Source organism: Pantoea sp. VS1, from assembly GCF_002207995.1.
Lineage (GTDB): Bacteria > Pseudomonadota > Gammaproteobacteria > Enterobacterales > Enterobacteriaceae > Pantoea > Pantoea dispersa.
Genome location: NZ_NHZE01000013.1, coordinates 511,141 through 524,273, shown reverse-complemented (window position 1 = coordinate 524,273; position 13,133 = coordinate 511,141). Strand labels below are relative to the sequence as shown.

The window sequence follows — 13,133 nt, the reverse complement described above, 5'->3', positions numbered from 1 at the left end:
TGCTACTTATTGCTTTGATTTTATTCGGTATTAAATATGGTGCCCGGGGCGGGACTTGAACCCGCACGACCATAAGCCGAGGGATTTTAAATCCCTTGTGTCTACCGATTTCACCACCCGGGCAGGGTGTAAACTGGAGGCGCGTCCCGGAGTCGAACCGAGGTGGACGGATTTGCAATCCGCTGCATGGCCACTCTGCCAACGCGCCTTTTAATCTGAGGTGCAAGCCGTCTGCGACGTATTGCAATATCTGGAGCGGGAAACGAGACTCGAACTCGCGACCCCGACCTTGGCAAGGTCGTGCTCTACCAACTGAGCTATTCCCGCATTTGTTTATGCTTCACCGAACTTGCTGATTTTATTCAGCTTCTTGCAGCCTTGCTGCCGTTCGATGCGATGCATTCTACTTATCTGACGCAACGAGTCAATAAAATTATCCACACACTGCGTCCGTTTGCTGCTTTTTAAATCGCATCGATCAGCTATCGAGCAAATCGCCGCGTGCCGCGCTTAAATACTGGAACATTGACCAGAAAGTCAGCACCGCTGCGATGTACAACGCCACCACGCCAACGCCCACTACGGTCGCGTCCGGACGCCACAGCAGCGCCACCAGCGACAGCATCTGCGCCGTGGTCTTCACTTTGCCAATCCACGACACCGCCACGCTGCTGCGCTTGCCAATCTCCGCCATCCACTCACGTAAGGCCGAGATAATGATTTCACGCGCGATCATGGTGGCGGCCGGCAGCGTGATCCACCAGGCGTGGAAATACTCGGCGACCAGCACCAGCGCCATCGCCACCATCACTTTGTCAGCGACCGGATCGAGAAAGGCACCAAAACGTGTTGTCTGCTTCCAGCGACGCGCGAGGAAGCCATCAAACCAGTCAGTGACCGCAGCAATGACAAACAGCAGCGCCGTCGCGAAGGGAGCCCAGTGAAATGGCAGATAGAACGCCAGCACGAAGAACGGGATCAGAACAACTCGAAACAGGGTAAGACACGTCGGAATGTTAAATTGCATATGCCAGTAACTGTCTGGTGTGAGTAGGATTTAACGTATGTTCCTACATTGCCCACCCTGTTTCAATGTTAGTGTTTCAGCGAGTAGTAGATTTTTTCCGCCAGGGCGAAGGAGATACCCGGTACTTTAGCGATTTCATCGACGCTGGCATTCATCAGCGGTTGCAGGCCGCCCATGTACTTCAGCAGTTGCTGACGCCGTTTGGGTCCGACGCCTTCAATGCTCTCCAGCGCGCTGGTGTTCTTCACTTTGGCGCGTTTTTTCCGGTGGCCCGAAATTGCATGATTGTGAGCGTCGTCACGAATGTGCTGGATAACATGCAGCGCCGGCGAGTCCGGCGGCAGCGAAACGCCCTCGCCTTCCGCCGCAAAGAACAGCGTTTCCAGGCCGGCTTTACGGTCGCTGCCTTTTGCCACGCCGAGCAGAATCGGCCGGTTTTTATCCCATGGCACATCCAGTTCCGCAAACACCTGCTGCGCCTGCGCCAGCTGCCCTTTACCGCCATCGATCAGGATCACATCCGGGATCTTTTCCGGTTCCAGCGCCTTGCCGTAACGACGGCGCAGCACCTGATTCATCGCCGCGTAGTCATCACCGGGGGTGACTCCTTCAATGTTGTAGCGGCGATAGTCAGCGCGCAGCGGGCCGTCACGATTGAACACCACGCAGGACGCGATGGTCTGTTCGCCCATGGTGTGGCTGATGTCGAAACACTCCATGCGGTTAATCTGCTCCAGTTTGAGGAACGCCGCCAGCGCTGCCAGACGCTGCTGGATGGTCGAGTGCTGCGCCAGCCGCGTCGTCAGCGCCGTGGCGGCATTAGTGCGCGCCAGCTTCAGGTAGCGCGCACGGTCGCCGCGCGGTTTGCTCTGAATGCTGACTTTGCGCCCGGCCAGTTCGCTCAATGACGCGGCCAGCAGTTCCCGCTCAGGCAAATTGAAGTCCAGCAGGATGTCCGCCGGTAAGGTACGCGCTTCGCTGCCCTGCAGATAGAACTGCCCGACAAACGTCTGCACCACTTCGGTAAGTTCCGTGTCCGCCGGCACCTTCGGGAAATAGCTGCGGCTACCCAGCACTTTGCCCTGCCGGATAAACAGCACGTGCAGACAGGCCATGCCGGCGTCATAGGCCACGCCCATCACGTCGAGATCATCGCCCTGATTGGAGACGAACTGTTTCTCCGTAATCCGCCGCACCGCCTGAATCTGGTCCCGCAGGCGCGCCGCCTCTTCGAAGCGCAGGCCCACGCTGGCCTGCTCCATACGCTGCACCAGCTGATTAATTACCTGATCGTCTTTACCGGCCAGAAACAGCCGCACATAGTCGGTTTGCTGCGCATATTCCTCTTCGCTCACCAGGCCGGCGACGCAGGGGCCGAGGCAACGGCCAATCTGATACTGCAGGCATGGGCGCGAACGGTTGCGGTAGACGCTGTTCTCGCACTGGCGAATCGGAAACACCTTTTGCAGCAGCGCCAGCGTTTCACGCACCGCATAGCCGTTGGGAAACGGACCAAAGTATTCGCCTTTGGCGTGTTTGGCACCGCGGTGCATCGCCAGGCGCGGATGCGGATCGCCGCTAAGGAAAATATAGGGGTACGACTTATCATCGCGCAGCAGCACGTTGTAGCGCGGCTGATACAACTTGATGTAGTTGTGCTCCAGCAGCAGCGCTTCGGTCTCCGTATGGGTGACCGTGACATCAATATTATGGATGTTGCTGACCAGCACTTCGGTCTTGCGGCTCCCCACCTGCGTGCGGAAATAGCTGCTCAGGCGTTTTTTAAGGTCTTTGGCTTTACCAACATAGATCACCGTGCCTGTCGCGTCATACATGCGGTAGACGCCGGGCTGACTGGTCACGGTGCTGAGAAAGGCTTTAGGATTGAAAACGTCACTCACTACTGATTAACGGCTCCGCATTGAACAGGCCATGGCGTATGGCCAGATGCGTTAACTCTACGTCACCACTGATGTTCAACTTGCTGAACATGCGATAGCGATAGCTATTAACGGTTTTCGGGCTCAGGTTAAGCTGCTCGGAAATCTCCGTCACCTTTTGCCCTCGGGTAATCATCAGCATAATCTGCAATTCCCTTTCCGACAAACAGCTGAACGGTGATTCGGCGCGCTGCGGCTCAATCTGGCTCAGCGCCATCTGCTGAGCGATATCAGAGGCGATGTAACGCTGGCCGGCGTGCACCGAGCGAATGGCGCTGACCACTTCCTGCGGCGCCGCCCCTTTGCTGAGATAACCTGCCGCACCGGCCTGCATGACTTTCGCTGGCAGAGGATTTTCGGTGTGGATAGTCAGCATGATGATGCGGATATCCGGATTGAAGCGCACGATTTTGCGCGTCGCCTCCAGTCCGCCAATGCCAGGCATGTTCATGTCCATCAGCACCACATCCACAGGATGAGTACGGCACCATTTTACCGCATCCTCACCACAGGCCACTTCCCCGGCAATCACCAGTCCCTTCATATCTTCCAGTATGCGACGAATACCGGCGCGTACCAGTTCATGGTCATCAACAAGAAGCAGGCTGATCAACGGGACGTACTCCGCAGGTTAGTGGGGGAAAATATATTTCAGGGGCGTTATCTTACCGGGTTTCGCGTGGAAAGAACATCAGGGGCGCCAGATAAATCTCAAAACCAATGACCCATGTCAAATAGCAGGCAGCGGTGATTGTTTTTTTAGCTTATGCAATACCATACTGGAATAAAATTGTTAAAATGTGACTAATATCATTAAGTTATAATTTATAACCCGCCTTCGCTTCTTCTCGCCCGCAGCACAAAAAAATAATCTTTCCGTGGAAGTTTTTTGCGCACAAAAAATAACGAACGGCGCAATTAATTAACCGTCTGCGCGCGGGTCGATGATGTGGCCTAAATTCTTCCATCAAGCGTATGATATACTCTGTTTTTTATGCACGGGAAGAATGTGTGCGCACAAGGTCATTCCACAAAGGAGATAATGATGAGTGATGAAGATTTCGTAACATCGCGCGATACCCAGGCGCTGGCGGATGAAGTCGCCTGCCTGAAAATGATGGTGACGCTGATCCTGAAAGGCATGGGCCAGGCTGATGCCGGTAAGGTGATCATCAACATGGAGCGCTACGTCCAGTCCGCGCTGGCGGATAAACCGCAGGCCGAGGTGTTCAGCAACACCATCCGCCAGATTAAAACCGCCTACCGTCAGTAAGCGGCGTGCCCTGCGCATCCTGCGCGGGGCGTTAGCTGTGTGACTGCCAGTTGACCGACACGCCCAGCGAGGGCAGCACTTCTTCCGGACTGAAGCGACGCGTGCCGCGATACTTCTCCGCCAGCGCCGGCTGCTGCACCGGAATACGAATGGCAAACAGATTGTCTTCAGACTGGATCAGTCCCGGCGAGAGCGGCTCATACACCACCTGATGCTGTTCAAACATCTTCTCCAGCATCGGCGTGGCCGAACTGATCAAATACTCCATCCCGCTCAGCTCTGCCAGCTGTACCGAATGCCATAAGATGTTCAGCGGCAGCTCGGCATCCACTTCAAGGCGGGCCGAATAGCGCGACATTTCCCACACTTTTTGCTGATCAAAAGGCAGCACCATGCCTTCCGGCACTTCCGGCTCGTGCCACGGTAACAGACGTGCGCAGCCACAAATGCCCTGACGCGCAGTCCAGGCAATCAGCCAGGTGACATCGGAACGATCGAAGCGATCATACTCCTGTCCCGGCGTGCTGAGTCGCGGCGGAATTGACCAGCCCTCGCCACGCGCAAATACGCTGTAACGATAGGTGCCCAACTCGGCCAGCAAAGAGGACGGCATATCCTTTAGCTGTGTTTGAATTATTTTCATCATGCGCCCCTGACATCCCCATGTTTGCAATGATTTATTAAGCGCCAGCCTGGCGGAGTTTCCGGCGCAGGGTAGACAACTGACTGCGGCTTAGGAACTACTAAAATTAGTAGTTGCCTTTTCGCTATATCAGGCCGATGGCTGCGGCATAACAGGCAATCTGCGTTTTATTGGAAACATTAAAACGCTTCTGCATATTCTTTTGGTGAAAATTTACCGTGTGTTCAGAAATAGCCAGAATGAGGGAAATTTCGGCTGAGGTTTTTCCCTCCGCTGTCCATTTCAATATTTCCAGCTCGCGCTGACTAAAATCATTCGATAACACCACCATTGAGCCGTCATTCAGACGGTCCAGCACACGCAAACTCAGTTCCGCCAGGAAGTGCAGTTGCACCTCCAGCTCAACGCGTCTGTGCTGGGTCTGGCTGGGTTGTTGCGATGCTATAGATAATATACCAATGGCACGATTTAGCGCCATTGCCGAGCATGAAAAGCCACTTACCAGCCCTGCTGCATTGGCTTCTGCCCATAAATTGCCTGCGCCGGTAAATAAATCACGCGTCCACTCCACGCCGCGACCGGGCTGCTGGCAGAGCATTAACACCGGATCCACTGCATAGTAATTTTCACTCTCGTAGCGTTTCACCCAGCTCTGCGGATAGGTGCTAAAGAGAAAAATACGCGGTCGGGTAAAAGGCACCGGATGCTGTACCAAAAAGGCAAAAGCATCAAATCCAAGGGCCTCAACATGTTTTTGCAGCAGCGATTTCAATTGCAGCACTTCGGAAAGCGCCTGAAATTCTTTTTCAGTTTCGCCTCGCCAGACGAAATAATTATCGATGGTCATTATTGCCCTGGCGCTGTTTCACGCCTTATTCATAACAGGATATCTGTGCCGATTAATGTAAAAAATAAATTAACCAGAGAAAAAATATTGATTGAAACCAGAGCGGCATTGCGGGCAAAAAGTGATAACTACCTTGTTGTCAATATGTTACCCAAATGAGAAATTAAACTATGGTGCGTTTGCCAGCGGCACCATCAGGATGATAAGTCGTGCGAATCAGAATAAGATTTTTCTGAAGAATTTTCAATCGTCCTGTTGATTAAACGCCAGACTTCGCAGATAAAACATTCGCCTCATCATTAATCGCTATTATCTTTGCCATTTCCCTTTTTTATACCGCCCGTCATAATCTTCCTGCTGATTAAGTCCGCAGCGCGGCTTAATTCCAGTTATTTCTGCAGTGTTTCCCTGCCGTGCCCCTGTGGCAGACATTTCCGGCACCGTCTTTTCCAGCTACGCTTTAGCAGAGGCGCAAGGTGGCAGGCACCAGCATAGCTCCGCAGGCTGGCGCGATTTCAGCAAACTGAGTGGGACTGACTATGTTAAACCAGCTGGCATTACCCTTTCTGGTCGTGGGCATGTGTACCGCCCTGATGATCGCTAAAGATCTGTTGCGTCACCCGCATCCGCTGGCGGTCATGAATATCATCTGGCCGCTCACCGGGCTGTACATGCCGTTTTTCGGCTGGCTGGCATGGTGGTATCTCGGGCGTAAACCGTCACGTCAGCGAAAACTGGCGCTGCTGCTGCCACCCGGATTAACCGGTTATGCCAGCTGGCAAACCATTTTTATTTCCACTTCGCTCTCTGCCGCCGCCTGTATATTCGGCGACATCATCACCCTGCCAATAGTCACTCTGCTCAAGCATTTTGCTATTAGCCCGGCGCTGTGGTTACAGGCGGTTATTTGCGTGATGATTTCGTTACTGGCGGGATTATTTTTTCAGTTTCTGGCCATTCGCCAGCGGGAACAACTTTCTATTGTCCGTACGTTATTATTAGCGCTGAAAACAGAAACCTTTCCGCTGCTGATTTATCAAACGGGAATCTTTATCTTTATGACGCTGGCCCTAAAATATGTGCTTAATCAACAGCTCAATCCCCTGCTCAGCGCCTTCTGGTTTATGTTACAGCTGGCGATGCTCACCGGATTTATTTTCTCCTGGCCGGCAAATCATTTCCTCATCAAACGCGGATTAAACCCGGCGGTGTAGTTTAGCGACAAAAGCCTGCGCCGCGCATGCCAAGGTGGAAATGGCTGGCATGCGCCGCATTGTAATCCGGCCCCAGCGCATTACCGAAGCTGGCACAGCCGTTGCGCCATAACGCGTGCAAACCGGCAGCGGCCTGCGGCGGTTGCTGCCAGTTTTTGCCTACCTGCAGCCAGCGCCCGTCCGCCAGCTGAAACCCCGTGATGTCCCACGCCTCCGCCGTCGCGTGTTCACTGCGGCGTCCTTCCTGGCGGTGATAAATATTGCGGCAGGCGTAACTGCCAACGTGCGCGATGCGGCGCAGCGGCGAGGTAATGCCGGCCTGCTGCAGCGCCGCATTGCTGCGCGTAACATACAGCGTGCTGGCCACCGCCATCGGACAGCTGGCAAGAAAACTGCTGCTCAGCGTGACCTCACCGAAGCGGCTGATACGCAGCGGTTGATCAATCGGACAATCGCCCTGCAGCGGCGGCACCTCACGGAAACTGACTCTGCCCTGCGCGCTGGCCGCGCGCATCACCGCCAGACACGCGGCCGGATCGCTGCTCAGCCGCTGCAGCTTGTAGCGCGTCATCCAGCCTGGCGGATCGGTAACCTGGAGCGGTATAAACGGATTCCACTGTGGCGGCAGATGCGTTTTCAGCCAGGGTAAACTCCACCAGCCGCACAGGGCCAGCAGCACTATCGCGAGCAAAGCGCGCACGCTGCCTCACTTTTTCCGGGTTCATCGAAATGACAAGTGTAGAACCCTGCGCAGCGCTGCGTGGTGCAAGCGGCTCATTTGCAGAACATTTACGCAAAATGACGGCACGGCGCGCCATGTAAATATTTACTGACACGGTAAAGCACGCAAAAGGGCACAAAGGTTTAAAAACCATTACCGAGAGTGGCCGCCTTTCCTCTATCTTATGCCCTCTTGCCCTGTGCAACAGCACGTTATTCAACAGCCAGCAGAGCTGACACAACATCAAGACAGGAAAGATATTTTTATGGTTGATCAATCTAAAGCGGCGCCCATTGAGGCCGAACAGCCGGAAAAACTCCGGCGCAACCTGCATAACCGTCACATCCAGCTTATCGCTATCGGCGGTGCCATTGGCACCGGTCTGTTCATGGGCTCCGGTAAAACCATCAGCCTGGCGGGTCCGTCGATCATCTTCGTCTATATGATCATCGGTTTTATGCTGTTCTTTGTGATGCGCGCCATGGGTGAGCTGCTGCTCTCCAACCTTGAGTACAAATCCTTCAGCGACTTTGCCGCCGATCTGCTCGGGCCGTGGGCCGGTTATTTCACCGGCTGGACTTACTGGTTCTGCTGGGTGGTGACCGGCATCGCCGACGTGGTGGCGATCAGCGCCTATTTCCAGCTGTGGTTCCCGGACTTTTCGATCTGGATGAGCGCGCTGCTGTGCGTGTTTGTTTTCCTTGCCCTGAACATCGCCACGGTGAAACTGTTTGGCGAGATGGAGTTCTGGTTCGCCATTATCAAAATCGTCGCCATCGTGGCGTTAATCATCACCGGTATTGTGCTGGTTAGCCTGCACTACCCTTCGCCGAACGGAAGCCACGCGGCGCTGAGCAATATCTGGGATCACGGCGGCATGTTCCCGAAAGGGCTGAGCGGTTTCTTTGCCGGCTTCCAGATTGCGGTGTTTGCCTTTGTCGGCATTGAACTGGTGGGTACGGCGGCGGCGGAGACCAAAGATCCGCATAAAGTTCTGCCGCGCGCCATCAACGCGATCCCGCTGCGCATCATCATGTTTTACGTGCTGGCGCTGCTGGTGATCATGGCGGTGACGCCGTGGAACCAGGTCATGCCGGATCGCAGTCCGTTCGTTGAAATGTTTGTGCTGATTGGCCTGCCGGCCGCTGCCAGCATCGTTAACTTTGTGGTGCTGACCTCCGCGGCCTCCTCAGCCAACAGCGGCATCTTCTCCACCAGTCGCATGCTGTATGGCCTGGCGGAACAGGGCGTGGCGCATAAAGCGTTTGGCCGCCTTTCAGCGCGCGCGGTGCCGACCACCGGCCTGTTCTTCTCCTGCCTGTGTCTGCTGGCTGGCGTGGCGTTGATCTATCTGATTCCGGATGTGATGACGGTCTTCACCATGGTGACCACGGTCTCGGCGATTCTGTTTATGTTTGTCTGGACCATTATCCTGTGCAGCTACCTGGCCTACCGCAAACAGCATCCGCAGCGTCATGCGGCGTCACGCTTCAAAATGCCACTCGGCAAGCTGATGTGCTGGGTGTGCATGGCTTTCTTTGCCTTTGTGCTGGTGCTGCTGACCCTGCAGGAAGATACGCGCCAGGCGCTGATGGTGACGCCACTGTGGTTTGTGGTGCTGACCATGGGCTGGCTGCTACGCCGGCGTAAAGCCTGATCCACCTAAACGAAAAGGCCCGGTTATGCGGGCCTTTTTCGTTATAAGCGTTCTGTGAATTTGTGCCACGCCTGCGCCAGCGACGGCCGCAGCGAATCTTCCCGCTGTGGTGCTGCTGCCGGCGCTGCGGCGGGACCGAGATTAAAGGTAAAGGTGTAATCCGGCTCTTCCCCCATGCGCAAATCCACGATCAGCGTGTCGTTGCCCTGCTGGCGCATGGCATAAAATCCATGGCTGAACCACGCAACGCGTTCTGCGTGCCACTGGCCTTTAAACGGGGCAAAAAGCGCGGGATGGCGATCGTACCAGCGGATCTGTAAGGGACGATCGGGCGACAGCAGCGACCACCAGGCTTCCCCGTAGCGCTGCGGCGTGATAATTACCGTGCGCCACACCAGCGTGTTAAACGCGGTGGGCGTCACCAGCAGTTGCTGCGGCTGCACAGCCTGCTGCGTCAGCTGGTGCTCAATATGCCGGGTAGCAACACTTTGCGCCACCATGCTCCAGCCCAGGTACAGCGTGCTGATGAGCAATCCGGCCTGATTCCAGCGCAGCCCGCACGCATCCCGCCGCCACAGTGCGACGATTAGGGCGATCAGCAGCGGCAGCGTGTAGAGCGGATCGATGATGAACATGCTGCCGATGGCGAACGGGTAATCGGTCAGCGGCAGCCCGAGCTGCGTGCCGTACACCGTGGTCAGGTCCAGCAGCGGATGCGTGATCAATGCCAGCCAGACGGCGAGGCACCAGGCGCGCCAGTGCTGCCGGCTGCGCGTCACGCCGGCCACCAGCCAGCCAGGTAACGGTGCCACCAGCGTCAGCCACAGCAGCGCGTGGCTCTCGGTGCGGTGCAGCGTCATGTTGCGAATGGCATCGCCGTGGTCGATAAACACGTCGAGGTCCGGCAGCGTGCCCGCGACCGCCCCCGCCAGCGCCGCCTGCCACAGCGGCACGCGTTTGCCCATTACGGCCACGGTCACCGCCGCGCCCAGCGTTAGTTGTGATAGCGAATCCATGCACTCTCCTGGTCAGCCTTCGGGATCAGCGCACGCGGATCCCTTCAATGATCATGCGCTGAACGTTATCCAGCGTCTGGGCAAAAAATTCCGCATCGTTTAGCGTCTGGCCGGTGATGGCTTCCACCTGGGACGCGAAATCAGCGTAGTGCTGTGTGGTCGCCCACAGCAGAAAGAACAGATGCTGCGGCTGCACGCCGGCAATACGCCCTTCGGCGATCCACTGTTCGATAATCGCCGCTTTGTCATCCACCAGCGCTTTTAAATCCCCCGCCAGCTCGCCCTTCAGCAGCGGCGCGCCCTGCAGCATCTCCAGGCAGAACAGGCGCGATGCCTGCGGGTGGTCACGCGACACTTCCAGCTTGAGACGAATATAGTTGCGGATGGCAACCAGCGGATCCTGGTCATGACGCAGCGCACGCAGCGGCGCCAGCCACACATCAAGAATCTCTTTCAGTACCGCCACATACAGCACTTCTTTTGACGGATAGTAGTAAAGCAAATTGGTTTTTGAGACGTCCGCGCGCTCAGCCACTTTATCCAGACTGGTGCCGTGAATGCCAAACTGCGAGAAGAAGGCCAATGCCGCTTCCAGAATAGCTGCCCGTTTCGCCGCAACGGCCCGCGATCGGCGTCCTGGCTTTTTTTCATCGCTTTTCACACTGTTACCTCTTCCATCCTGCGAAATCGCATCATAACAAACGCCCTGTTTCCTGCCTAATGCTGTGCCCTGCACCTTTTTCGCTCAGATGACGCATGAAAAACGTGCAACTTGTTTTGACCAGATGGTCTGTTTTGGACCAGTCACTCAGGATTCATTACGTCGCCAATTTTAACTGATTGTTATGTATCACTTTTAAAATTGTGGCACAGGCTTTGCAATTTTGTGATCGAGCGCCGCCCGCAGGATGCGTGCAGGAAGCAACGCAGCGCGTGAAGCAATCCATGTTCAATGCAGAGAGGTTTCACATGAAAATTGGCGTTTTCGTTCCGATTGGCAACAATGGCTGGCTCATCTCCACGCATGCCCCGCAATACAAGCCGACCTTTGAGCTCAACAAAGCGATTGTGCTCAAGGCTGAGCACTATCACTTCGACTTTGCCCTGTCGATGATTAAGCTGCGCGGCTTCGGCGGCAAAACCGAATTCTGGGACCACAACCTGGAGTCCTTCACCCTGATGGCCGGGCTGGCCGCGGTGACCTCACGCATTGAAATCTACGCCACCGCCGCCACCCTGACGCTGCCGCCTGCCATCGTGGCGCGCATGGCCGCCACCATCGACTCCATCTCCGGCGGCCGCTTCGGCGTCAATCTGGTCACCGGCTGGCAGAAGCCGGAGTATGAGCAGATGGGGCTGTGGCCGGGCGATGAATATTTTGCCAGCCGCTACAACTACCTGACGGAGTACGTCACGGTGCTGCGCGACCTGTGGGGCACTGGCCAGAGCGACTTCAAAGGTGAGTTCTTCACCATGAACGACTGTCGCGTCAGTCCGCAGCCGCAGAAGCCGATGAAGGTGATTTGCGCCGGTCAAAGTGATGCCGGCATGGCCTTTTCGGCGCAATACGCTGATTACAACTTCTGCTTCGGCAAGGGCGTCAATACCCCGACCGCCTATGCGCCCACCGCCGCACGCATGAAACAGGCCGCGGACAAAACCGGGCGCGACGTCGGTTCCTACGTGCTGTTTATGATTATCGCCGCCGAAAGCGACGAAGCCGCGCGCGCCAAATGGGAACACTACAAAGCCGGTGCTGACGAGGAAGCCCTCGCCTGGCTCACCACGCAGAGCCAGCAGGACACCAAATCCGGCAGCGACACCAATGTGCGCCAGATGGCGGATCCGACCTCTGCCGTCAATATCAATATGGGCACGCTGGTCGGTTCTTATGCCAGCGTGGCACGCATGCTGGATGAAGTGGCGCTGGTGGAAGGCACCGAAGGCGTGCTGCTGACCTTTGATGATTTCCTGCAGGGCATTGAAGATTTTGGTGAACGTATCCAGCCGCTGATGGCGTGCCGCCGCGCGCTGATGGACGCCCACAAGGAGGTTGCATAATGAATACCGTCGTTTGTGCCCACAGCAGCAGCCAGCCTGCTGTGACTCTGCCGGCGCGCCCGGAAGCCATCGCCCTGCCGCCGGCGCAAAGCGCGCTGATTGTGGTGGATATGCAGAACGCCTACGCCAGCCAGGGCGGCTATCTCGATCTGGCCGGGTTTGATGTCTCCGCCACGCAGCCGGTTATCGCCCGGATTCATCAGGCGGTCACCGCCGCCCGCGCGGCAGGGATGCAGATCATCTGGTTCCAGAACGGCTGGGATAATCAGTATGTCGAAGCCGGTGACGCCGGTTCGCCCAATTTCCATAAATCCAACGCGCTGAAAACCATGCGTCAGCGGCCGGAGCTGCAAGGCACGCTGCTGGCAAAAGGCGGCTGGGATTATGCGCTGGTGGATGAACTGGTGCCACAAGCCGGCGATATCGTGCTGCCCAAACCGCGCTACAGCGGCTTTTTCAACACGCCGCTCGACAGCATGCTGCGCAGCCGCGGTATTCGTCATCTGGTGTTTACCGGCATTGCCACCAACGTCTGCGTGGAATCGACGCTGCGCGACGGCTTTTTCCTCGAGTATTTCGGCGTGGTGCTGGCCGATGCCACCCATCAGGCCGGACCGTCGTTTGCTCAGCAGGCGGCGCTGTTCAACATTGAAACCTTTTTTGGCTGGGTCAGCGATACCGACACCTTCTGCGAGGCGCTGAAGTCGTAACCGCCGTTTCACCTGCACGCTTAA

General features: G+C 56.2%; 13 protein-coding genes and 3 tRNA genes. 5 read left to right on the top strand and 11 right to left on the bottom strand.

The annotated features are described in order from the left end of the window. Window positions 1-37 precede the first annotated feature (37 nt). The 6 genes from CBW22_RS08575 to uvrY all read right to left on the bottom strand — a co-directional run bounded on the left by CBW22_RS08575 (window position 38) and on the right by uvrY (window position 3,580). Window positions 38-123 (bottom strand) — tRNA-Leu (locus CBW22_RS08575). Between the two features lie 11 nt (window positions 124-134). Continuing rightward, window positions 135-208: transfer RNA gene (locus CBW22_RS08570), tRNA-Cys, on the bottom strand. Between the two features lie 43 nt (window positions 209-251). Next, window positions 252-327, bottom strand: a tRNA-Gly gene (locus CBW22_RS08565). Between the two features lie 151 nt (window positions 328-478). Then, on the bottom strand, window positions 479-1,027 hold the full coding sequence (gene pgsA / locus CBW22_RS08560; protein WP_021508275.1) for a CDP-diacylglycerol--glycerol-3-phosphate 3-phosphatidyltransferase: 549 nt from the start codon (window positions 1,025-1,027) through the stop codon (window positions 479-481). A 68-nt stretch (window positions 1,028-1,095) separates the two neighbouring features. Further along, the gene (gene uvrC, locus CBW22_RS08555; protein ID WP_088516447.1) at window positions 1,096-2,928 is read right to left on the bottom strand and encodes an excinuclease ABC subunit UvrC; all 1,833 of its coding nucleotides are present in this window, start codon (window positions 2,926-2,928) and stop codon (window positions 1,096-1,098) included. Then, window positions 2,921-3,580, bottom strand: coding sequence for a UvrY/SirA/GacA family response regulator transcription factor (uvrY, locus tag CBW22_RS08550; RefSeq protein ID WP_021508277.1), 660 nt, complete (start codon window positions 3,578-3,580; stop codon window positions 2,921-2,923). The genes uvrC and uvrY overlap by 8 nt, the downstream gene beginning before the upstream one ends. Before the next feature lie 432 nt (window positions 3,581-4,012). Between uvrY and CBW22_RS08545 the strand changes: the two genes are divergently transcribed. Then, a complete protein-coding gene (locus CBW22_RS08545; RefSeq protein WP_010616664.1) occupies window positions 4,013-4,240 on the top strand; it encodes a DUF2594 family protein in 228 nt (75 codons plus the stop codon). Between the two features lie 31 nt (window positions 4,241-4,271). On the opposite strand, the gene CBW22_RS08540 is transcribed toward CBW22_RS08545, so the two are convergent. Together CBW22_RS08540 and sdiA are read right to left on the bottom strand one after the other, a co-directional pair. Then, the gene (locus CBW22_RS08540; protein WP_031279842.1) at window positions 4,272-4,883 is read right to left on the bottom strand and encodes an acyl-homoserine-lactone synthase; all 612 of its coding nucleotides are present in this window, start codon (window positions 4,881-4,883) and stop codon (window positions 4,272-4,274) included. Between the two features lie 124 nt (window positions 4,884-5,007). Beyond that, window positions 5,008-5,730 carry a transcriptional regulator SdiA gene (gene sdiA / locus CBW22_RS08535; RefSeq protein WP_021508278.1) on the bottom strand — a complete coding sequence of 241 codons (723 nt, stop codon included), beginning with the start codon at window positions 5,728-5,730 and terminating at the stop codon, window positions 5,008-5,010. Between the two features lie 539 nt (window positions 5,731-6,269). Here sdiA and CBW22_RS08530 point away from each other — a divergent pair. Then, window positions 6,270-6,944, top strand: a complete 675-nt coding sequence (locus CBW22_RS08530; RefSeq protein ID WP_088516446.1) for a DUF4396 domain-containing protein — start codon at window positions 6,270-6,272, stop codon at window positions 6,942-6,944. Between the two features lies 1 nt (window position 6,945). Here the strand turns inward: CBW22_RS08530 and CBW22_RS08525 are convergent, their stop codons facing one another. Beyond that, window positions 6,946-7,644, bottom strand: a complete 699-nt coding sequence (locus CBW22_RS08525; RefSeq protein WP_058769587.1) for an extensin-like domain-containing protein — start codon at window positions 7,642-7,644, stop codon at window positions 6,946-6,948. A gap of 286 nt (window positions 7,645-7,930) precedes the next feature. On the opposite strand from CBW22_RS08525, the gene cycA reads away from it, so the two are divergent. Continuing rightward, window positions 7,931-9,322, top strand: coding sequence for a D-serine/D-alanine/glycine transporter (gene cycA / locus CBW22_RS08520; RefSeq protein ID WP_021508281.1), 1,392 nt, complete (start codon window positions 7,931-7,933; stop codon window positions 9,320-9,322). 41 nt (window positions 9,323-9,363) lie between these two features. Here cycA and CBW22_RS08515 read toward each other — a convergent pair whose 3' ends face one another. Together CBW22_RS08515 and rutR are read right to left on the bottom strand one after the other, a co-directional pair. Then, entirely contained in the window at window positions 9,364-10,338 is a 975-nt protein-coding gene (locus tag CBW22_RS08515; protein ID WP_088516445.1) for a metal-dependent hydrolase, read from the bottom strand. Window positions 10,339-10,363: 25 nt separating this feature from the next. Next, on the bottom strand, window positions 10,364-10,999 hold the full coding sequence (gene rutR / locus CBW22_RS08510) for an HTH-type transcriptional regulator RutR (protein ID WP_031279844.1): 636 nt from the start codon (window positions 10,997-10,999) through the stop codon (window positions 10,364-10,366). Between the two features lie 308 nt (window positions 11,000-11,307). Here rutR and rutA point away from each other — a divergent pair, with 308 nt between their 5' ends. Together rutA and rutB are read left to right on the top strand one after the other, a co-directional pair. Further along, the gene (rutA, locus tag CBW22_RS08505) at window positions 11,308-12,399 is read left to right on the top strand and encodes a pyrimidine utilization protein A (protein ID WP_088516488.1); all 1,092 of its coding nucleotides are present in this window, start codon (window positions 11,308-11,310) and stop codon (window positions 12,397-12,399) included. After that, window positions 12,399-13,109 carry a pyrimidine utilization protein B gene (gene rutB / locus CBW22_RS08500; protein ID WP_059008915.1) on the top strand — a complete coding sequence of 237 codons (711 nt, stop codon included), beginning with the start codon at window positions 12,399-12,401 and terminating at the stop codon, window positions 13,107-13,109. Before rutA ends, rutB begins: the two co-directional genes overlap by 1 nt. Window positions 13,110-13,133: the final 24 nt, after the last annotated feature.

Excerpts from the sequence above, each read along its gene's own strand:
- pgsA (WP_021508275.1), bottom strand. The coding sequence starts at position 1,027 with ATGCAATTTAACATTCCGACGTGTCTTACCCTGTTTCGAGTTGTTCTG.
- CBW22_RS08545 (WP_010616664.1), top strand. The coding sequence starts at position 4,013 with ATGAGTGATGAAGATTTCGTAACATCGCGCGATACCCAGGCGCTGGCG.
- CBW22_RS08540 (WP_031279842.1), bottom strand. The coding sequence starts at position 4,883 with ATGAAAATAATTCAAACACAGCTAAAGGATATGCCGTCCTCTTTGCTG.
- sdiA (WP_021508278.1), bottom strand. The coding sequence starts at position 5,730 with ATGACCATCGATAATTATTTCGTCTGGCGAGGCGAAACTGAAAAAGAA.
- CBW22_RS08530 (WP_088516446.1), top strand. The coding sequence starts at position 6,270 with ATGTTAAACCAGCTGGCATTACCCTTTCTGGTCGTGGGCATGTGTACC.
- cycA (WP_021508281.1), top strand. The coding sequence starts at position 7,931 with ATGGTTGATCAATCTAAAGCGGCGCCCATTGAGGCCGAACAGCCGGAA.
- CBW22_RS08515 (WP_088516445.1), bottom strand. The coding sequence starts at position 10,338 with ATGGATTCGCTATCACAACTAACGCTGGGCGCGGCGGTGACCGTGGCC.
- rutA (WP_088516488.1), top strand. The coding sequence starts at position 11,308 with ATGAAAATTGGCGTTTTCGTTCCGATTGGCAACAATGGCTGGCTCATC.
- rutB (WP_059008915.1), top strand. The coding sequence starts at position 12,399 with ATGAATACCGTCGTTTGTGCCCACAGCAGCAGCCAGCCTGCTGTGACT.